The 18,110-nt window shown below is 65.0% G+C and carries 20 protein-coding genes; 6 read left to right on the forward strand and 14 right to left on the reverse strand.

Features of this window, described 5'->3' with window-relative positions:
- Nucleotides 1-2 precede the first annotated feature (2 nt).
- Both VNW74_RS09740 and VNW74_RS09745 read right to left on the reverse strand, forming a co-directional pair.
- Entirely contained in the window at nt 3-1,343 is a 1,341-nt protein-coding gene (locus VNW74_RS09740) for a deoxyribodipyrimidine photo-lyase (protein WP_325676389.1), read from the reverse strand.
- Nucleotides 1,344-1,359: 16 nt separating this feature from the next.
- Nucleotides 1,360-1,842 (reverse strand): TspO/MBR family protein, encoded by a 483-nt coding sequence (locus VNW74_RS09745; RefSeq protein WP_325676390.1) that lies wholly within the window; start codon nt 1,840-1,842, stop codon nt 1,360-1,362.
- A gap of 134 nt (nt 1,843-1,976) precedes the next feature.
- On the opposite strand from VNW74_RS09745, the gene VNW74_RS09750 reads away from it, so the two are divergent.
- Entirely contained in the window at nt 1,977-2,498 is a 522-nt protein-coding gene (locus VNW74_RS09750; RefSeq protein WP_325676391.1) for a MarR family winged helix-turn-helix transcriptional regulator, read from the forward strand.
- A 49-nt stretch (nt 2,499-2,547) separates the two neighbouring features.
- Nucleotides 2,548-3,600, forward strand: a complete 1,053-nt coding sequence (fni, locus tag VNW74_RS09755; protein ID WP_325676392.1) for a type 2 isopentenyl-diphosphate Delta-isomerase — start codon at nt 2,548-2,550, stop codon at nt 3,598-3,600.
- 37 nt (nt 3,601-3,637) lie between these two features.
- Here the strand turns inward: fni and VNW74_RS09760 are convergent, their stop codons facing one another.
- Both VNW74_RS09760 and VNW74_RS09765 read right to left on the reverse strand, forming a co-directional pair.
- Entirely contained in the window at nt 3,638-4,198 is a 561-nt protein-coding gene (locus VNW74_RS09760; RefSeq protein WP_414686642.1) for a MarR family winged helix-turn-helix transcriptional regulator, read from the reverse strand.
- A 162-nt stretch (nt 4,199-4,360) separates the two neighbouring features.
- Nucleotides 4,361-5,047: a GAF and ANTAR domain-containing protein gene (locus VNW74_RS09765; protein WP_325676410.1), complete on the reverse strand. Its 687-nt coding sequence runs from the start codon at nt 5,045-5,047 to the stop codon at nt 4,361-4,363.
- 285 nt (nt 5,048-5,332) lie between these two features.
- Between VNW74_RS09765 and VNW74_RS09770 the strand changes: the two genes are divergently transcribed.
- A complete protein-coding gene (locus VNW74_RS09770; protein WP_325676394.1) occupies nt 5,333-6,784 on the forward strand; it encodes a DUF2867 domain-containing protein in 1,452 nt (483 codons plus the stop codon).
- On the opposite strand, the gene VNW74_RS09775 is transcribed toward VNW74_RS09770, so the two are convergent.
- From VNW74_RS09775 to VNW74_RS09810, 8 genes are read right to left on the reverse strand one after another with little or no spacing between them, the layout of a single operon-like run.
- On the reverse strand, nt 6,754-7,755 hold the full coding sequence (locus VNW74_RS09775) for a DUF5914 domain-containing protein (protein WP_325676395.1): 1,002 nt from the start codon (nt 7,753-7,755) through the stop codon (nt 6,754-6,756). The two genes, VNW74_RS09770 and VNW74_RS09775, sit on opposite strands and share 31 nt — an antisense overlap.
- Complete coding sequence (locus VNW74_RS09780) at nt 7,752-9,275, reverse strand: FAD-dependent oxidoreductase (RefSeq protein ID WP_325676396.1); 1,524 nt, start codon at nt 9,273-9,275, stop codon at nt 7,752-7,754. Before VNW74_RS09780 ends, VNW74_RS09775 begins: the two co-directional genes overlap by 4 nt.
- Entirely contained in the window at nt 9,272-9,997 is a 726-nt protein-coding gene (locus VNW74_RS09785; protein WP_325676397.1) for a class I SAM-dependent methyltransferase, read from the reverse strand. The genes VNW74_RS09780 and VNW74_RS09785 overlap by 4 nt, the downstream gene beginning before the upstream one ends.
- Complete coding sequence (locus VNW74_RS09790) at nt 9,984-10,295, reverse strand: lycopene cyclase domain-containing protein (RefSeq protein ID WP_325676398.1); 312 nt, start codon at nt 10,293-10,295, stop codon at nt 9,984-9,986. Before VNW74_RS09790 ends, VNW74_RS09785 begins: the two co-directional genes overlap by 14 nt.
- Nucleotides 10,292-10,615: a lycopene cyclase domain-containing protein gene (locus tag VNW74_RS09795; RefSeq protein WP_325676399.1), complete on the reverse strand. Its 324-nt coding sequence runs from the start codon at nt 10,613-10,615 to the stop codon at nt 10,292-10,294. The genes VNW74_RS09790 and VNW74_RS09795 overlap by 4 nt, the downstream gene beginning before the upstream one ends.
- Nucleotides 10,612-11,583 (reverse strand): phytoene/squalene synthase family protein, encoded by a 972-nt coding sequence (locus VNW74_RS09800; RefSeq protein ID WP_325676400.1) that lies wholly within the window; start codon nt 11,581-11,583, stop codon nt 10,612-10,614. The genes VNW74_RS09795 and VNW74_RS09800 overlap by 4 nt, the downstream gene beginning before the upstream one ends.
- Nucleotides 11,580-13,109, reverse strand: a complete 1,530-nt coding sequence (gene crtI / locus VNW74_RS09805) for a phytoene desaturase family protein (protein ID WP_325676401.1) — start codon at nt 13,107-13,109, stop codon at nt 11,580-11,582. Before crtI ends, VNW74_RS09800 begins: the two co-directional genes overlap by 4 nt.
- Before the next feature lie 28 nt (nt 13,110-13,137).
- Nucleotides 13,138-14,322, reverse strand: coding sequence for a polyprenyl synthetase family protein (locus VNW74_RS09810; RefSeq protein ID WP_414686643.1), 1,185 nt, complete (start codon nt 14,320-14,322; stop codon nt 13,138-13,140).
- Between the two features lie 173 nt (nt 14,323-14,495).
- On the opposite strand from VNW74_RS09810, the gene VNW74_RS09815 reads away from it, so the two are divergent.
- Complete coding sequence (locus tag VNW74_RS09815) at nt 14,496-15,128, forward strand: TIGR03085 family metal-binding protein (protein WP_325676402.1); 633 nt, start codon at nt 14,496-14,498, stop codon at nt 15,126-15,128.
- A gap of 88 nt (nt 15,129-15,216) precedes the next feature.
- On the opposite strand, the gene VNW74_RS09820 is transcribed toward VNW74_RS09815, so the two are convergent.
- Entirely contained in the window at nt 15,217-15,570 is a 354-nt protein-coding gene (locus tag VNW74_RS09820) for a YidH family protein (protein WP_325676403.1), read from the reverse strand.
- A gap of 86 nt (nt 15,571-15,656) precedes the next feature.
- Here VNW74_RS09820 and VNW74_RS09825 point away from each other — a divergent pair, with 86 nt between their 5' ends.
- Nucleotides 15,657-16,598, forward strand: a complete 942-nt coding sequence (locus tag VNW74_RS09825; protein WP_325676404.1) for a LysR family transcriptional regulator — start codon at nt 15,657-15,659, stop codon at nt 16,596-16,598.
- A gap of 11 nt (nt 16,599-16,609) precedes the next feature.
- Here VNW74_RS09825 and VNW74_RS09830 read toward each other — a convergent pair whose 3' ends face one another.
- The gene (locus VNW74_RS09830) at nt 16,610-17,647 is read right to left on the reverse strand and encodes an FAD/NAD(P)-binding protein (RefSeq protein ID WP_325676412.1); all 1,038 of its coding nucleotides are present in this window, start codon (nt 17,645-17,647) and stop codon (nt 16,610-16,612) included.
- A gap of 222 nt (nt 17,648-17,869) precedes the next feature.
- On the opposite strand from VNW74_RS09830, the gene VNW74_RS09835 reads away from it, so the two are divergent.
- A complete protein-coding gene (locus VNW74_RS09835; protein WP_325676405.1) occupies nt 17,870-18,025 on the forward strand; it encodes a hypothetical protein in 156 nt (51 codons plus the stop codon).
- Nucleotides 18,026-18,110 lie beyond the last annotated feature (85 nt).

Consider the following 18,110-nt stretch of genomic DNA (forward strand, 5'->3'; position numbering starts at 1 on the left):
TCTCAGCCGATCTCTTGGTAGCGGCGCAGCGCCTCGCTGCGTTCCGCGCCATGATCGACAATCGGCTCGGGATACTCAGCAGGCCGGTCGCCCTTGGTCAGACGGGCATCCTCGACCCGGGCGAGCTCGGGCACCCAGCGACGAATGTAATCGCCTGAGGGATCGAACTTCTCGGCCTGTGTAGCCGGGTTGAACACCCGAAAGTACGGCGCTGCGTCGGTGCCGCAGCCCGCGCACCACTGCCAGCCGTGCTGGTTGTTGGCCATGTCGCCGTCAACCAGCTGATCGAGGAACCAGCGGGCCCCCCACTGCCAGGGCAGGTGCAGGTCTTTGACCAGGAACGACGCCACCACCATCCGCACCCGGTTGTGCATGAAACCGGTCTGGTGTAGTTGGCGCATGCCGGCGTCGACGATCGGGAAACCGGTTTCGCCGGCTTTCCACGCCTGGAAGCGCCGCTTGGCGTCCGCGCCGGTATCGGTCTGGATGGCGTCGAAGTCGCGGTTCCAGTTCCACCAGGCGCTATCCGGCCAGTGATGCAAGACCGCAGCGTAGAAGTCGCGAAATGCCAACTGCCGCAGGTATGCTCGCGCGCCGGCGCGACGCCGGTCCAAGTCGGCCACCATGGTCCGCGGGTGGATTGTGCCGAACTTCAGGTGCGCCGACATCCGGCTGGTGGCCTCTCGGTCGGGCCGGTCTCGGTCGTCGGAGTAGCGGTCCAGACCGTCGTGAACAAATGCTTTCCATTGCCGCCGCGCGGCCGCCTCGCCTGCGGGCAGGTCAAGCTCGACGCCCGGATCGGGTATCTCGACTGGTTTGGCCTGCTTTCCCAGCTGCGCGGGATCGACCCACCGCGCTGATTTGGGGCCGGTTCGAGCGGGTTTCCGCCACCCCAATTCGCGCCATCGGCCGAAGAACGGGGTGAACACCCTGTACGGCTCGCCGTTGTCCTTGGTGACGCGCCCGGGCGACACCAGATACGGCGATCCGGTGGCGACCAACGGCACGTCGCCGAGCGCGTCTCCCACCCGATCGTCGCGGCGCCGCCCGAACGGCGCGAAGTCCTCCGAGACATGCACTGACCGCGCGTCGACTTCCTTGGCGATGGCGGGAATCCGCTCCTCGGGCCGCCCGCGTGTCACCAGTAGGCGGCCATCCAGGTCGTCGCGCAGCTGGCGCAGCGAGTCGCACAGAAACTGCATCCTGCGCCCACCCGAGGACGCCTCCAGGCGCGGATCAAGCACAAAGCAGGCAAGTACCTCGTCGCTGTTGGCGACGGCATTGAGCAGCGGAGGGAGGTCACGCAGTCTCAGGTCGCGGCGGAACCACAACAACGCCCGCATTACCGGGCCACCTGCCTCATGACCGGTTGAGTACCCAGATGTGGCCGGACATCGCGGTAGCGAAGGCAGCCCACAGCGGATACGGCAGCAACGCGGCTCCGGCGCGCGGATCTGCGTGGGCGGCCCGACGGCTCAGGTCCGCGCTGCTGGCCGCCAGCAGCGCCGCACCGACCGTCGATGCGCCGAGTTTGTGGTATTTGAAGAATACCCAGCTCCAGCCGGCATTGAGGATCAGGTTGACGGCCAATGCGACGACGTAGTTGCGGGCTTCGTCATGGCGCCCCGCTGCGCGCAATCGATCGATGGTCACCGCGGACGTGGTCGCGATATCGGCGTAGAGCGCGGTCCACGCGACCGGGAACAGCTCGTTCGGCGGTACATAGGAGGGTTTCTTCAGCCGGGAATACCAGGACATTGAACGGGGCCGGCTGGCGATGCTTCCGATACCCGCCGCTGCGGCGACCGCGAGTGTCGTGGCAGCCAGCGTCGGCTTATTCACGTTGTCTCCCTTCAACTTCGGCGGACGCCCCGAACGCCAGCGCAGCATCAGGCGCCATCGCAGACAAGTGTTTCAGTGATTTAAGTATTAATCAACTGAACTAACGCCGGAATGCGGATAAACTTCAAGGCGTCATGGGCCCTGATGAGACTGCCGACGGCCGATCCGCGCTCGAGTCGCAGATCTCGGCCGATCTGCGATTATTGACGGCCGAATCCGAGCAGATCGGCCGAGTTTTCGCCGACATGCACGACGTGCGGCCCACCGACTTCCGCGCGCTGCTGCACGTCATGGTCGCCGAAACACGGGGACAACCGATCACGTCCGGCGAGCTACGCCAGCGGATGGGACTGTCCGGCGCGGCGATCACCTACCTCGTGGACCGGATGATGGCGTCCGGTCACATCACCCGGCAGTCCGATCCGGGCGATCGGCGCAAGGTGATTTTGCGCTACTCGGATTCCGGCCTCGACACCGCTCGAGCGTTCTTCGCCCCATTGGGACAGCACACCCGCACCGCGATGGCCGACTTGCCCGACGCTGACCTGGCCGCAGCCCGGCGGGTGTTCGCCGCGCTGATCGATGGCATGCGGCGATATCAAAATGAGCTCGCATCGGTCGAACCACCCAGCAGCCAACGTGCTGATACGGGGTAACCCGGTGGTAGGCACCGAACCGAGTACATGCCAAGCGGAGAGGGGGTGAATGGCCGTGCCAACAGACCCGGCCGGGATGACAACCCGCAAGCGACGCCACATCGACGTGTGCCTTGACGACCGGGTCGCGTATTCCCGAGTCACCACCGGGTTGGAACGCTATTGCCTGCCATACAACGCGCTGACGCAGACAAGCCTCGCCCATATCGATTTGTCCACTGAGTTCCTCGGCGCGTCCTTGCAAGCACCGATATTGATCGGCGCAATGACCGGCGGTGCCGAACTGTCCGGGACGATCAACAGGAACCTCGCCGCCGCCGCCCAGCGGCTAGGTGTCGGGATGATGCTCGGCTCGCAGCGGATCATGTTGGACAGTGCACTGGGGAAGGAGGCGGCCAGAAGCTTTACCGTCCGCGACGTTGCGCCGGATGTATTGTTGTTCGGCAATATTGGGCTCTCACAGCTGACAGTTGGTGCGGTCGACGATATTTCGAATGCGCTGAATCTGGTTGGGGCAGATGTGCTTGCGGTGCACACCAATCCGCTGCAGGAGGCGGTACAGCGCGACGGCGACAGCGACTTTGCCGGATCGATCGACAGGCTGCGCGAAGTCGCCGGCGCGCTGGAATATCCGGTGCTTATCAAAGAGGTTGGTCACGGAATCGGTAAATCGGCCGTCGCGGAGTTGACCGGGCCATCGGGCGAGTCACCGGTCGCGGCTATCGACGTCGCAGGGGCCGGCGGGACCTCGTGGTCACGCGTGGAGCAACTTGTTAGGTACGGCGAGCTGCGTTATCCCGACTTAGCCGATTGGGGGATACCCACAGCACAGGCGATCGTGGAGGTGCGGGGGGCGCTGCCCACTATCCCGCTGGTCGCCTCCGGAGGTATTCGCACCGGCATGGACGCGGCCAAAGCGCTGGCATTGGGCGCCGACGTGGTCGCGATCGCGCGTCCGCTGCTTGCTCCGGCGATCGAGTCTTCTAGCGCCGTAATCGATTGGCTGCGGCAGTTCATCGACGAGCTGGGAATCTGCCTGCACGGTGCCGGGGCGGCCGATCTTCGGGCCCTGCGCGATATCGGCGTGGCACCGATGCCGTAAGTACGGGTGATTAGCGCCCACGGCTGCGGCGCGTGAATCAGGCGGGCTCAGTCTGTTTCGTGGGTTTGCTGTTCACGGTGGCTCGCGCGGTCGTCGACTGAGCTTGCTGCGCAACCACTTCGCTTTCAAACGTTGACATCGCGGCGATCATTGCGGTGAACACCCGATGAGCCGCCATCAGGTCCGTGTCGGGCAACTCGGCAAGCGCCGAGCGGAGATGAACGCCCAGCGGGGCAAAAAACGCGTGCGCCAGTTCCATACCGCTATCTTCGTACCGAAGAAGGGCTTTGCGTCGATCCGTTGGATCCGCTTCACGCCGAACGTGGCCGGCATCGATCATCCGATCGACGAGGTAGGTGATCGCGGCCGGTGAGACGTCCATGCGCTGCCGTAGTTGAGCCATGGTCAACGGCGTTCCGGCCGTTTCGGCAACCATCACGTGCAGCAAGGCGTGGAAGTCGTTGCCGCTCACGTCGTTCTGGCGCGCGAAATACCGACCCATCCGATCAGACTGCGCTGTAACCGCCCGCATATCTGCGGACATCAGCTTCTCCAGGTCTGCTCGCTTTGGTGAACTGTCTGTGCCCCGCTTAGCCACCTAACCGCATCCTTTTTGGCGATTGTTCGGCAAGCGTATAGGAAACCCGCTGGATCAGCGGCGATACGCTGCTAACTTCGAAAAGTGTGTCGTGGCGGCAGCTGAGCGCCGCAGATCGGGGGCAACACGTCGACACGGAGGCAAATCCACGCCTGTTGGGGCTCAGCTACGTCGTTCCTGCGGATGATCGCCGGCAATAACCCGCTGTGCGATTAATGCAACAGGGGTGTTGGACTCTTGAGAAACCCGCGTGAGCAATCCGAACGCGGCGGCAGCGTCGATGTCGAAGCGTTCCATCAGCATGCCCTTTGCCTGGCCGATGATGTCACGTGAGACCAGCGCGGTGCGGAACTGCTGCTCGCGTCGCGCCATGTTCCACACCGGGGCCGTGTGGGTGGCAAAAATCATCCCCAAATTGACTGAGCCGTCATCGAATGCGTGGGTCGGCTCGGCATAGAAGTTGAGCGCCGCAGTCGTCTGGCCATCGCCGAACATCCCGAACGACAGGATCGATCGAATCGGCGTCTGTTTGAGCGCCTCTTCACGGTAGAGTGGCCAGCGCTCATCGGCCTCGAGATCGTCGATGCGGACCTCGTCTTGTTGCGCGGCGGCCGAGAGGCAAGGTCCCTCTTGACAGCGATCCTGGATGTTGTCCAGCACCACCGGATAGAGGTGCGTCGCAGCAGCGGTTTCGCTTGGGCGGCGCCGCTTGGTGACGGTGATTCCGGCGTATTGAGCACCCGGCACCGCTTCGGCTGCACCTTCAATGAGCTCGCGGAGCAGAACACCGGTGTCGAGCGATGCGCGTTGGTGTAACTCTGCGACCAGCCGGGCCGCGTTGAGGAGCATCCCGTTTTGCGAGCTCACCGAGACTTCTTCCCGATTCACGGTTGGTCGGAGCTCAACGCATCCGGTTTGCGCACGCCGTCGCCGCCTGTCTTGCTGCCGAAGTTTATGTCCGCCATCGCTCGCCTTCCCGTGTTGTTACCCTATCCGTAGTTTTACACTAGAATCTTAAATATTAATCTGCTGAAGTATATACCACGAAGGGATCGGTGCTTCGGCGCACGAGTCCGGCAGCCGCATAGCGTCGTGCCGGAAGAGTGGAAATCCTGTCCAACAAAGGAGTAAGCGATGCGCTGCGTCGTATTCGGCGCCACTGGCTACCTTGGCGCCCGTCTGGTCCCTGCACTGCTGGCAGCCGGTCACGAGGTCCGGGTGATGGCGCGTCAGCCCGCCAAGCTCGACGATGTGCCATGGCGCGAGCAGGTGGAAGTGATCGGCGGCGACGTGGCAGACGGCGAACGGGTGCAGCGAGCGCTGGACGGCCAACACGTTCTCTACTACTTGGTGCACTCACTGCTGCGATCGGATTTCGTCGACTTCGATGCGCGCGCCGCCTCGATCGTCGCCGGCGCCGCGGCACGAGCCGGCCTTGCGCGCATCGTCTATGTCGGCGGCATCATCCCCGACGGGCAGCGGCTGTCCGACCACTTGGCGTCGCGGGCCGAAGTTGGACGGCTGCTTCAAGAGTCCGGAGTTCCCACCGTGGAGCTGCGCGCTGCGGCGATCATCGGAGCAGGCTCGGCCAGCTTTGAGATGCTGCGGTATCTGACCGAACGACTGCCGCTGATGATCACGCCGCGGTGGCTGCGAACTCAGGTGCAGCCCATCGCCGTACGCGACGTGCTTTACTACCTCACCAACGCGGCGGAGCTGCCGACCGAGGTGAGCCGCGCCTTCGATATCGGCGGGCCGGACACCTTTACCTACACGGACATGATCCGCAAATACGCTGCGATTGCGGGCCTGCGGCGCCGCATTGCGATTCCGGTGCCGGTGCTGACTCCATGGCTCTCGTCGCACTGGGTGAACCTGATCACCCCGCTGCCACGCCTGCTGGCTTCGTCGCTGATGGACTCCCTGGAAAATGACGTGGTGTCTAGCGAGCACGACATCGCCGAGCACATCCCCGATCCGGAGGGCGGGCTCACCCCCTACGAAGACGCCGTCGAACTGGCGCTGGCGCGGCTAGCAGACGGCGAGCTGCAAACGCGCTGGTGGGGGCGTGTCGGGGACGACTCACCGTCGCGCCCGCTGCCTACCGACCCGCCCTGGGCCGGCGGACCACTGCACGAGCTGGTGTGGGAACGCCGCGTACCCGCCGACGCCGAAACTCTCTGGCGGGTTTTCGAGTCGATCGGCGCCGAGCACGGCTGGTCGGCAGCACCGCTGCTAGGACCTCCAAGACATCCGTGCCGCCGGCATGCCGGTGAGGCGTTGGATTGGTGGCGCGTCGAGCACATTGACCGGCCTCACCTGCTGCGGCTTCGCGCGGACATCCCGCTGCCCGGCCGGCTATGGCTCGAGCTTTCGGTACGTGACGACGGCGACGGGCAGTCCCGTTATCGCCAACGTACGCTGTTTCAGCCGTATGGCCTTGCCGGTGAAGCCTTTTGGACGGCGTCTGGCCTCTTCCGTGCCGCGGTGTTCGGAGGCATCGCCCGTGACGTCACCTCGGCTGTCCACCAGCATTCCCTTCATTGCCTGTCGGCTCAGGACGTCGGGCCCGACCGCAGCCGATAAAGCCGCTCGGCATAGGCGATATCGTCTCGCCACAGTCGCGACGCGGCAAAGCGCATAAGACCGGAAATCAATGGGGCAGCGCGTCGAGCACGCTTGAATCCCGCCCGTTCGGAATGGCCGATGACGGCTTCGATCACCGCGGTACGCGGCCGGTTATCAGGACCCAAACCGATTGGCGTGGCATGGGTTTCGACGACGCTTCCGGTTCCCTCGCCGTCCACGATGCGCATGACGATGGTCCGTGCGTCGGGGCTGGTGAACTCCGCGACCGTGGGCACCCCGATGCGGCCGACGCGGAATGTCACCGCGACCAGGAATCGGTCCGTCTCCTCGGTCGGAGTGGTCAGGACGTCGAGCCGGGTAAACGAGTATGGGTGAAACCACGCGCCGTGCCACGGATCTAAGCGATTGGCAATGATGTCGGTGGGCTCGCAGGCGCCGACCAGGCGGGTGACGGCGTGCAGCGTGTCGTCGGCCGGCCGGGCCGCAATCACCGGCTCATCGAGCGGCGCCTCGCCGCCGACGGTATCCAGACGCACCCACGCCAGCACCCCGTCGTCGTGGCTGGGCAACGGCTTCCACCCGGATTCCTCCGTGTCGCCGTTGAGGCAGAGACCGTGCCATCGGCAGATCAGGTTGCCGCGGTGCACCACCGCGGTAGCGAGGTCGGCGCCCAGATGCGGGCAACTGCGCGGGCCCACGCGTAGCCGGTTGTCCTGATCGCGCCAGGCGACCAACTCGACGCCGGCGACCCGAGTGCCGAAGGGCCGCCCGGTCCGCACGTCGCGGCTCGCGGCGAACGCAAACCAGTTGCCGGTCGGCCTGCGCTGTGATCGGTCGAGCGCGGCGTTGATGATCGCGGGCTGGGCATCGCGATACGTCGGTTGCTGGCCGGCCCACGCCACTGGCGGGATGGCCTGCAGCGGCCAATCCTTGGGCCAGCGCCGCCGCATGTAGTCGCCGATAGTCATCGCTGAGAAAGCCTTTCTCGTCCGGCAAGAAAGCGCAACAGCGCCGAGCGGCCTTGGGTGGGAACCGTATACAAGGCATGGCCGGCAAGTCCCCATTGCGCCAGAATCTGGTTGGCCGCCGACCAGCCGGTGGTGGCTGCGCGTTCCATCAGCGCCACCGGCAGGTCGATGCGGATCCCGTCACCGGCCAGCAGCAGCCCGGGTAGCGGTGCGGTTACCCCCGGTCGATGCGCGTGGGTCCCGGGTGCGAACAGCGGGCAGTCGCGGTGACGCAGCGCCCGTTCGTAAACTACTTGCGCGCCGCTGGTTTCGGGGTAGAGCTCATGGAGGCGATTCACCATGGTGTCCCGCGGCCGCGCGGATTCCACGGCATACGAGTGCAATTCGACGACGGAGCCACCGTATTGGCGTGCCCAGGTAGCGGCTTGGTGTTCATAGCGGTCGAGGACGCTGATGTTGTCGAGGGGTTCGTGGCCGGCGGTGCCCAGAAATGCGGGCCGCCCGGCGGCGACCGGGCGGTCGAGCCACAGTCGGTGCACCACGAACGGCGGCGCGGTGCGCAACCGGGCTATCCGGGCGCGCCACAGGTCGTCGCCGAGGTCCGGTGATGCCGCCACGATTTTCTGCAGACCAGCAACGTCGGTGGCCAGCACGACGGCGTCGGCGTCCAGTTGGTCACCGGTATCGGTGCGCACGCGAAACCTGCGCGGGTAGCCGCTGTCGATGCTCGCAACGGCGGTGCCCTGGTGAAACCGCACCCCAAGCTCGGTCAGATATCGCTGCAGCGGCTGCCACAGCGCGGTATCGAAATTGGCGTTCGCGACGTCGAAAATAAGCCCCTCGCTGGAGCCGAGGAAGTAAATGTGGAACATCGTGACCAGCTCCGCGGCCGACAGTTGCGTCGGACTGGCGAAGAAGCTGCGAGAGAACACCTCGAAAGCGAGATGGCGCGCCGCCTCGGGAAAATTGAGGCTCTTGAGAAACGTGTCGGCGTCGATGTGATCGAGGCGGCGATAGATGTCAGGCACGGTCACCGCGGCCAGCGGCGCGGCAGCGCGAGCATCGATCCGGGCCAGGTCGCGAAATCGAAAAGTGGGACTGCGCAACGCGAATACCAGCGCATTCAACGGAGGTGTGCGGGGCAAACCGCGGAAGGTGTCCCGCCGGCCGGCACCGTCGATCAGTGGGTAATCGTCGACCGGTGTCAGCATGGACAGCTGTGGGTCGACGCGGCGCAGCAAGGCCCGCAAGTTGTAGTACTGCCGGAAGAAGGCGTGGAAGCCGCGGTTCATCGCGACCTCGACGCCGCGGTATTGTTCGGTCCAGGCTCCGACCCGCCCGCCCAGGTACGCCTCGCGTTCGATGATGTCGACGCCGATCCCGCGTTCGGCGAGACCCGTCGCCGCGGCTAGGCCCGCGATTCCGGCACCGACGACGACCGCCCGCGGCCGCGACGACAGCGCCTCGGCGCTGGGCAGCCCTCGTGGTGCCGGATACGTCCGCCGGCGCCGATCGCTCATCGCGGCGCGTCCCCGAGGAAGGTGTGGACGATGTTGGTCTCCCATCCAGCCACGGTTTCGCTGTGTACGGCGGCAAACCCCGCGTTGCGCAACCGATGTCGGAATTGCCGTACGCCGTCAAATGTCAGCACGCTGCGCCACAGGTGGCGGTACAGCGTCGTATCGCCGGTTTGCCGCCAGCCGGACGGAATGATGATGCCCCAGCAGATCGCGTGCCAAACCCAGGTAGCAACCCGCGAATCGCGCACCGAGTACTCGTGGACAGCCAGCGTGGCGCCGGGCTGCAGCAGTCGGCGGAAGGCACGCAGCTGGGCATCGGGATCCGACAGATTGCGAACCAAATAGGCGGCGAGAATCCCGTCGAACGGTCCGACGACGCCGTTTTCAGCGAGCGCCTCGATGGGGGAGTGCACGAACCGAACCGACGCGGGCCACTCTTTGGCCTGTGCTTCCTTCAGCATGCCCCATGACGCGTCAACCGCGACGATGTCGGCTTGCGGGGCGACTCTCAGCAGAGCGGCCGTCGACGCCCCGGTGCCGCAGCCCGCGTCGAGCAACCGCAGGCCCTGCCCGCGGCCGGCCAGGCGCATGCGGCGTGCCGAGAGTCGTAGGTGGGCATGGTATTCGGGGTTGGCACTGACCAGCCGGTCATAGGCGGACGCGCCGACGTCGAAAGCGGCCGGCACGTCGCTGCGGGGCAGACCGATGTTACCGCCGCTCATGTTGTCGTTCCCACAACAGCAGTACCGCAGTGACCAGTGCGAAGCCGAACAGGAAATCTTCGACCGGGATGTCGAACGGAAAACGGATACCGGTGGTCTGCCGATCGTCGTAGACGACGATCGGCGCGCTGAGCTTGGTCAGCCAGCCGTCCACCAGGATTTGAAATCCAACCACGATGACCATCGACAACCAGTAAGCCGGGCGTCGAAAAAGCCCGGTGCGCAACGCCACAAACTCGAGCGCGCAAACGGCCAGGACCGCCAGTACGGCCGGCGCGGTGTACCCGAGGCCAGTCATCGGCGGTTGAACCGCCCCAGAATGGCGCTTACCGCGTTATAGGTCAGCAGCGCACACAGTGGAATGACGACGAAGAACAAGACTTCCTCGATCGGCATCTGAACCGGGATGCTCGCACCGGTGAGGTAGGCACGGTTGTACGTCCACACATGTGCGCCGATTGCGACCTCGTCCCAGAGCAGGAAGACCGCCGCGACGGGCACGATAGCGCGCACGGCCCGCCACACGTGGCGGTAGACGCCGTCGCCGAAGATCTCCAACGGCAAGGTGATCGCCAGGCACGCGGCAAGAACGATGAGGTATTGCCAGCGATCCATCACGCCACACCGAATCGGCGATCACCGGTTGGTGCCGGGTGCATCATCCGCGCCCGCCATGACCTCAGCAGCCCGGCCCCGGCGACGGACAGCCGTCGCGCCGTCCCGACGGTGGCGCGGCCGCTGAACACGGCGAAGTCGCAGTCTTCGATGCGGTCGAGAATCTCGGCGTACAGCGTCAGAGCGGTGGCCACGCAGGCTCGTGAACGCGGCGCCAAGAGCGAGATTCCGCCCGCGGCATAACGGTAGGTCTGTCGGGCGATGTCGTGCTGATCGGCCAGGGCGTTGCGCACCCGGCGATCGGTCCGGCGATGAGTCTGGCACCACACCAGCAGGTCGCGATCAACGTCATGGGCGGCCAGTTCATCGGCGGGCAGGTAAACGCGTTGGCGCGAGAGGTCTTCGTCGATGTCGCGCAAGAAATTGGTGAGCTGGAAGGCCCTGCCCAGTGCTGCGGCATACGGCGCGGCGTGCTCGGCCGGGCCGACCGTGCCCAGGATCGGAAGCAGTTGTAGGCCAATCGCTTCGGCAGATCCCTTCATGTACAGGTTGAGCGCCGCGCGGTTGGGATAGTCGGTGATCGTCAGATCCATCCTCATCGACGCGAGAAAGTCGTCGAACAATTCGTCACTGATGTCGTAGCGGTGGATGGTGTCGCTGACCGCCGCGAGGACGGGGTCAGCCGAGTGCTGGGCGGCGAGGCCGCGCGCGAAGAACCGATCGGATAGCTGCCGCAGCCGTGCCGCGCGGGCCGCGGTGTCCAGGGTTGGATTGAAGTCGTCGAGGATGTCGTCGGCGTAGCGCGCGAACCCATACAGCGCGTGGACCGGCGGACGCTGTTCGGGCGCAAGCAGTCTGGTGGCCAAAAAGAACGTGCGGCCGTGGGCGGCATTGATTTGCCGACAGCGCCGATACGCGCTGCGCAGGCCCGGATCCTCGACACCGGCCGCGTCCAACTCGCCGCGGATCATGACAGACCGGCTTTCGTGACGACGCTCTGCTGTGATCGGTCGACGATGCCGGTGATACGGTCGGCGGCCAAACGCCCGGAGATCAACGCGGTCGGCACGCCGACCCCGGGCACGGTCGATGATCCGGCCAACACCGCATTGTCGATCCCACGCACCGTGTTACCGGGGCGGAATGGTCCGGTCTGCGCGAACGTGTGGGCCAGTGCAAACGGGGTGCCGGCGACCATACCCTGGCGGGCCCAGTCAGCGGGATTGACGACATGCAGCACCTCGGCGCCGTCGCGCAGGCCCGGAGCCAGTCGCGCCGCGACGGTGTCAAGCAGCTGATCGGCGTAGGCGTCACTGATCCGGGACCAGTCGACGACACCGCGGGTGAGGTTCGGTGCCGGAGCCAAGACGTAGAACAGGTCGTGGTCGGCGGGGGCCAGGCTCGGATCGCTGGCCGTCGGCCTGGTGACGAGCAACGACGGATCGCGCATCAGCCGGCCGTCGCGGATGATGTCGGTGAAGGTGTCTTCCCACGCCGCGCCGAACAGGATGTTGTGATGTGCCAGCGGGCGATTCGCCGACGGCGGGCGGGGGCTGCCGATGTGAACGACAACCGCCGACGGCGCCGGCCGCAGGGTGCCGATCCGGCGTGGTTGGCGGCCCAGCAGATGGTAGGTTTGGGGCAGTTCACTGGTAAGCACCACTGCGTCGCAGGCGATCCGCTGATCCTGATCCGTGTACACCGCCGCCACCCGCTCGCTCGTGCATTCCAGGCCGGTGACCGTGGCACCGTAATGGAATCGCACGCCGGCGTCTGCCGCGGTGGCGGCCAGCGCATCGGGCAGCGCCCGCATCCCCCCGCGCGGAAAGAGCACTCCCGAGACGGTGTCCATGTAGGCGATGACCGCGTAGACCGCCAAAGCCTGCCGGGGCGCCACACCGGCATACAGCGACTGGAACGTGAACACTCGTCGCAACCGTGGGTCGGTGATGTGGCGCTTGACCATCGCGTCCCATTTGCGGAATCCGCCGATCGCCGCCAGTCGAGCCAGCTGCGGATTCACCAGTGAAAAAGGGGAATCGAAGTTCCTCGCGATGAACCCGTCGAATTCGGTGTGGTAGAGGCGGGTTAGCCAGTCGCGCAGCTGCCGGTAGCCGGCGGCCTGCTTGGCGTCGGTGAATTCCTCGATCGCGCTGGCCATTTGGTCAGCATCGCTGTGGACATCGATGCTGCTGCCGTCGGCGAACTGTGCGCGGTAGGCCGGATCCACCGCGATCAAATCCACTCGATGTGAACGGGTTTCACCGACCGCGGCGAACGTCTCGTCGATGATGTCGGGCATCGTCAGCACCGTCGGTCCGGTGTCGAGCCGATAGCCGTCGACATCCAGCCGCCCCGCGCGTCCGCCGGGCCAGTTTTCCCGTTCGACCACCGTGACCTCGCGACCACGACCGGCCAGATGCAGGGCCGCGGATAAACCCGCAAAACCCGCACCGACCACGACCACCCGATCGCTTGGACCCCGCACGGTCCGCATCAGCGAATACCGCCTGCCGTCACCGGTGTCATTCGGTGCGCTCCGTGCATATGGCGGCCATGTTCGCCAGCGCGGCCCGTACCGATTCGTCGAGCCGAAGCTCGTCGAGTTCGTCGCGCGCCGACGCGACGCGGTCCCGGATCAAGCCTTCGATCCACTCCACGGCACCGGTCGTGACGATCAGCGTCCGCCAACGGTCGATTGCGGTGTCGTCGAGTTCACCGTGATTCATCAACTCCGTGAGCTGTCTGCGGGTGGGCGCGTCTGCCAGTTGATGTGCGGCGATCACCACACTGGTCGCCTTGCGCTCGACGAGGTCCCGGCCGCTGGGTTTCCCGGTTGCCGCTTCTGAGCCAAACACCCCGAGCAAGTCGTCGCGCAGCTGGAACGCTTCCCCTACGGCAGTGCCGTAGCGGCCCAGCCCCGACAAGGCGAGATCGCTGCAGCCGCTCATCGCCGCACCGATCTCCAACGGCCGGCGCACCGTGTAGTTGCCTGACTTGCGGCGCGCCACTTCCAACACCACCGCCATCGAGGGCAGGTCGCGGACGTCGCTTGCCAGATCGGCGAACTGGCCCAACGCCAGCTCGGTGCGCATGGCGTCGTAGCGCGGCAACGCTTGTTGCAAACGACGATGCTCGACGCCGCTCTCGCGGAACATCTGCTCGGCCCAGATCAGGCAGAGATCACCAAGCAGGATCGCGGCTGAGTCACCGAAGCGCCGCGGCGATCCGGATAGCCCGCGCTTTCGATGCCACTCGCCGAACTGAACGTGCGCCGCCGGGCGCCCCCGCCGGGACGCTGAATCGTCCATGACATCGTCTTGCAGCAACGCGAAGGCGTGCAGCAGTTCCAAGCTTGCGCACGCGTAGAGAGCCTCGTCACTGTAGGTGGCTCCGGACAGCCATCCCAGATACATGAAGGTGGAGCGCAGGCACTTGCCGCCAGTGAGGAAGTTCAGCAGGATGTCGCCCGCAACCTCCACGCCGGCATGGTCCAATTCGGTCGCGCATCGATTGGTCACGAATTCGGCGACGTGGGTCAGCACATTTCGTCGCAGACCGATGCGCCATACGTCGAATTGCCCTGGATCTGACCAGGATTCATGACGCAGCGGCGTCGACTCTGCGGACGGTACTAACGACAATGCGCCCAGCTTGGCCACTGAAGCCCCTCTCGAAGTATCTGGTCGCCACCAGTCCGAACCGCTCAGACTCACGCGGTCATCCCCCTCAGTACCGACGACAAACACGCCTGCCTGGACCGGCCCAGGTTCACTTCACTAGATTAAAGTTTAACTTACTGAACTATAGCGCGCTCGCCAGAGCAAAGTCGTCGAAGAAGCAGCGCGGCCATAAGACGCGCTATCTGGCTTATCGTGTGGCCATGACCGCCGCTCAGCGTGAACGAAGCGCCCTCGTCGATACCCTGCGCATAGTCGGGCCGGATGCGCCCACCCTGTGCGCGGGCTGGACGACCCGCGACCTGGCGGCCCACCTCGTGGTGCGGGAACGGCGACTGGACGCGACGCCCGGGATCACGATTCCCTTTCTTGCCGGCTACACCGCCAAGGTCCAGAACCAGACAGCGCAATCAACCAGCTGGGAGGACCTTGTCGATATGGTCGCGTCGGGGCCGCCGGTGTACTCGCCGTTCAAGCTGTTCGACGCGGTGGCCAACCTCGGGGAGATGTTCATCCATCACGAAGATGTTCGGCGCGCCGCTGGGCCGGAGGGCGGCTGGCAGCCCCGCGTGCTCGACCAATCGACCGTCGCCGCGCTGAGTCGGCAGCTCGGTTTGCTGAGCCGCATGACGCTAACGAAACAGCCCGCCCCGATCGTCCTGCGGACGACCGACGGCCGACAGCTTGCCCGCGTCGGCCGTGGCGACGCCGTCACAGTGACCGGCGAACCGCAGGAGTTGGTGTTGTTCGTCGCGGGCCGCGACGCCGTGCAGGTCGAATTTGACGGCGACCCACAGGCCGTCGCGGCCGTCCGGGCGGCCCGCCGCGGCCTGTGATCAGCTTTCGCATCAATCATTTGCAGCACGGATCGGGTTGCCTCCGAGCTCGGCTCCTTAGCTGACAACGAGGCGACGACCAGATCGCTCATCCGTTCACCGCCTTGACGACTACCGAAACCGAAACGACAAGGCCGAGCACCATGAGGCCACTCGCCAACAATGTCGGTGTGCGATTGCGGGGCAGTCGCTCGGTGCACCGGATGGCTCGATCAACCCGGCGCCACCGCAACAGGCCAGCACCGGCGCTCGCGATAGCCAGAATTCCCAGCCCCGTTGACAAGATGTATTGCATCCCTTGGACCGCGGGTCCGGGAACGAATTGCAGCAGCGCAACCGTTGCTGCCAGCAGTCCGAGCGCTGTGCGCTGCCAAGCGAGAAAGGTCCGCTCGTTGGCCAGAGTAAAGCGGTAATCGGGCTCGTCCTTGACTTCGCGGATCATATTTCTGATGTTGCGCCCCGCAGTGCCATGTCGGTAGCGGGCTTGTTCTTGGGGGATCACAAAGCGAGCTTGTGGTTGGATTAACCATGGCACTGAGTTCTCGCATGCCCGAACTGTCCGCGCTCGAAGTCTTCCTGGCGGTGGCCAGAACAGCCAGCCTCGGGGCCGCCGGACGGGACCTTGGACTGACGCAGCAGGCAGTATCTGCCCGACTCACCTCGATCGAGGCCCAGACCGGTGTGCGGCTAGCGGTCCGCACCGTGCGGGGTACCCAGTTGACCCCGGCCGGCGTCGTTGCAGCGCAGTGGGCAGACAGGTTGCTGGATGTCGCCCAGCAGGTCGATGCCGGGCTGGCTTCGCTTCGCACGGAGAGCCGCAGCAAGTTGAAAGTGGCTGCGAGCCTTACCGTCGCTGAACAGCTGATGCCGCTCTGGCTGGTGTCACTGCAAGCGACGGCGGCCCGAAGTGGCCGCAAGGCTCCGGAGGTCATTCTCACCACCACCAATAGCGAGCACGCGATATCGGCGGTGCGCGACGGCGCTGCAGACCTGGGATTCATCGAAAGACCCGGTGCGCTGTCGGCGTTGCGCAGCCGGGTCGTTGCGTACGACGAACTCATGGTGGTAGTGCCCGCCGACCATAAGTGGGTTCGGCGGTCGAAAGGCGTGAGTGCCGCCGAACTTGGCCGAACCCCGCTGGTCGCTCGGGAACCGGGATCGGGAACACGCGATTCGCTGACTGCCGCGTTGCGCAGCGCCCTGGGCGACGACTTCGCACAAGCGAGTCCGGCGCTGGAATTGTCGTCCGCGGCAGCGGTGCGCGCTGCGGTCCTGGCCGGTGCGGGCCCTGCGGTGATGAGCAGGCTGGCCGTGGCCGACGATCTGGCCGTGGGACGCCTCCGCGCCGTGCAAGTGCCGGATCTGAATCTGCGACGCGCCCTTCGGGCGATCTGGGTGGGTGGACGAACGCCGCCGGCTGGCGCGATCCGAGACCTGTTGAGTCACATCGGCAGCGCCAGCCCGGCGTAGCTCGTCCATTGCTATGTGCCGTAGCGCAGCCATAGCGGCAATGCAGTGTCGAGTCGCTGCATGAACTTGTGCAGTCCCACCCGGTACTGGCCAGCTCCCAGCGGATCAATCCAGTACTCAGGGAACGCAATACCGACCCCGAATAGCCCGGGAGCCAGAATACCGTTGGTCGGGTCGTATTCCAGTGACCCCCATTGGGGAGTCAGTGGAAGATGTCTGCATTCGAATCCGACGGTGTAGACAATGTGGTCACACATTTGAAGGATCTTCTCGAATTCCGGATCGCCGACCGAGCACCTCTCAAGCCGTCGCGGGCACGTTCCGTCGATGTTCTCGCGTGCCCAGTCAGCGGCTTGGCCCTTAAGGCCGGTATCGTCGAACAGCGTCCAATCATCAAAATAGACAGCGTACTTCAGCGGGCTACGATAGAAGTTGATCACTTTTTTCACCGGGGTGTTCAACAGATTCGGCAGCGCGATCATCGCCGAGTGCGAGGAGCCAAACACGGCCACCGTGGCGCCATCCAGCGGCAGCTGCGCCAGCTTCGCAGGATCAAGCGCGGTCTCGATCGGAATCTCGTCAAGTTCCACGTAGGGAAGCTTCTTGGGAACCGAGCCGACTGCAAGGATCACATTCTTCGACGTGATCGTCTCGTGTTGCGTGGTTATGGTCCACTGCCTATCGGCTAGCAGCAGTTCTGTTGCGATCGAGCGAAAAGCTCTCACCCGTTGGCAAAGATGCCGCGAGATCCACACCAGCGGTTCGGCTACGACGCCGAGCGGGCACGTCTGCTTGGGATCGAAATTGTTCAGCTCAAAAGCTGGTGCTTGTCCAAAGCGGAACGACGGCGAGGCGGTCAAATAGTCGAGAAATAACTCGACGCGGGTGTTGCTCGGGACAGCTCGCCATTTGGTGCCGAGGTCTCCCGCGCCGAATTCGGGGTCGATCCAGGCGATTTGCTCGCCCACGATCCCGTGATCAAGCAACCGCCCCACGGCTGCGATGCCTGCCGGCCCTGCTCCGATCACAGTCCAGCTGTACTGAGTCATTTTCCTGCCCTTCCGGTGTGGGTGTCTCGGCGTTGTTGCGCTTACCTGGACGAGGAACGCGATAGTCGAGCGCCGGCCTCGATACTTCGCGCGGGGGGCATCACGCGGTAGGGCTGCTGTCCTTGCCAGCTCACAAACTTGTATTGTGGCTGTCGCTGACGTAGCAAAACTGCTCCTGGTGGGCGCCCGCCAAAGCCCTTGCGGGTAAAGGGCCACCTCGTGATGGCTGCCCGCAATCAGGCCAAGGCTCAGTGGGCCAAGGCGGAGATTATTGCTCGTGGATCACGCGACGCGCCGGTGGAGATCTTGGGCCTCAGCCAAAAGCTATGGGCCGCAGTTGGATTCGACATCGCGCTGTCAGCGCGCCGCGGCCTGTGATCAGCGGCCGAGCAGATGCCGCAGCGTCTGGTCGAGGTCGGGACGGCGAAACCGGTGAGCGGCTTGTTGCAGCCGGGCCGGCAGC

Source organism: Mycobacterium sp., assembly GCF_035570115.1.
In the GTDB taxonomy this organism is placed as follows: domain Bacteria; phylum Actinomycetota; class Actinomycetes; order Mycobacteriales; family Mycobacteriaceae; genus Mycobacterium.

Coding starts and splice junctions, on each gene's coding strand:
- VNW74_RS09740 (WP_325676389.1), bottom strand. CDS start 1,343: ATGCGGGCGTTGTTGTGGTTCCGCCGCGACCTGAGACTGCGTGACCTC.
- VNW74_RS09750 (WP_325676391.1), top strand. CDS start 1,977: ATGGGCCCTGATGAGACTGCCGACGGCCGATCCGCGCTCGAGTCGCAG.
- fni (WP_325676392.1), top strand. CDS start 2,548: ATGGCCGTGCCAACAGACCCGGCCGGGATGACAACCCGCAAGCGACGC.
- VNW74_RS09765 (WP_325676410.1), bottom strand. CDS start 5,047: ATGCTCCTCAACGCGGCCCGGCTGGTCGCAGAGTTACACCAACGCGCA.
- VNW74_RS09770 (WP_325676394.1), top strand. CDS start 5,333: ATGCGCTGCGTCGTATTCGGCGCCACTGGCTACCTTGGCGCCCGTCTG.
- VNW74_RS09775 (WP_325676395.1), bottom strand. CDS start 7,755: ATGACTATCGGCGACTACATGCGGCGGCGCTGGCCCAAGGATTGGCCG.
- VNW74_RS09780 (WP_325676396.1), bottom strand. CDS start 9,275: ATGAGCGATCGGCGCCGGCGGACGTATCCGGCACCACGAGGGCTGCCC.
- VNW74_RS09785 (WP_325676397.1), bottom strand. CDS start 9,997: ATGAGCGGCGGTAACATCGGTCTGCCCCGCAGCGACGTGCCGGCCGCT.
- VNW74_RS09790 (WP_325676398.1), bottom strand. CDS start 10,295: ATGACTGGCCTCGGGTACACCGCGCCGGCCGTACTGGCGGTCCTGGCC.
- VNW74_RS09800 (WP_325676400.1), bottom strand. CDS start 11,583: ATGATCCGCGGCGAGTTGGACGCGGCCGGTGTCGAGGATCCGGGCCTG.
- crtI (WP_325676401.1), bottom strand. CDS start 13,109: ATGCGGACCGTGCGGGGTCCAAGCGATCGGGTGGTCGTGGTCGGTGCG.
- VNW74_RS09815 (WP_325676402.1), top strand. CDS start 14,496: ATGACCGCCGCTCAGCGTGAACGAAGCGCCCTCGTCGATACCCTGCGC.
- VNW74_RS09820 (WP_325676403.1), bottom strand. CDS start 15,570: ATGATCCGCGAAGTCAAGGACGAGCCCGATTACCGCTTTACTCTGGCC.
- VNW74_RS09825 (WP_325676404.1), top strand. CDS start 15,657: ATGGCACTGAGTTCTCGCATGCCCGAACTGTCCGCGCTCGAAGTCTTC.
- VNW74_RS09830 (WP_325676412.1), bottom strand. CDS start 17,647: ATGACTCAGTACAGCTGGACTGTGATCGGAGCAGGGCCGGCAGGCATC.
- VNW74_RS09835 (WP_325676405.1), top strand. CDS start 17,870: ATGGCTGCCCGCAATCAGGCCAAGGCTCAGTGGGCCAAGGCGGAGATT.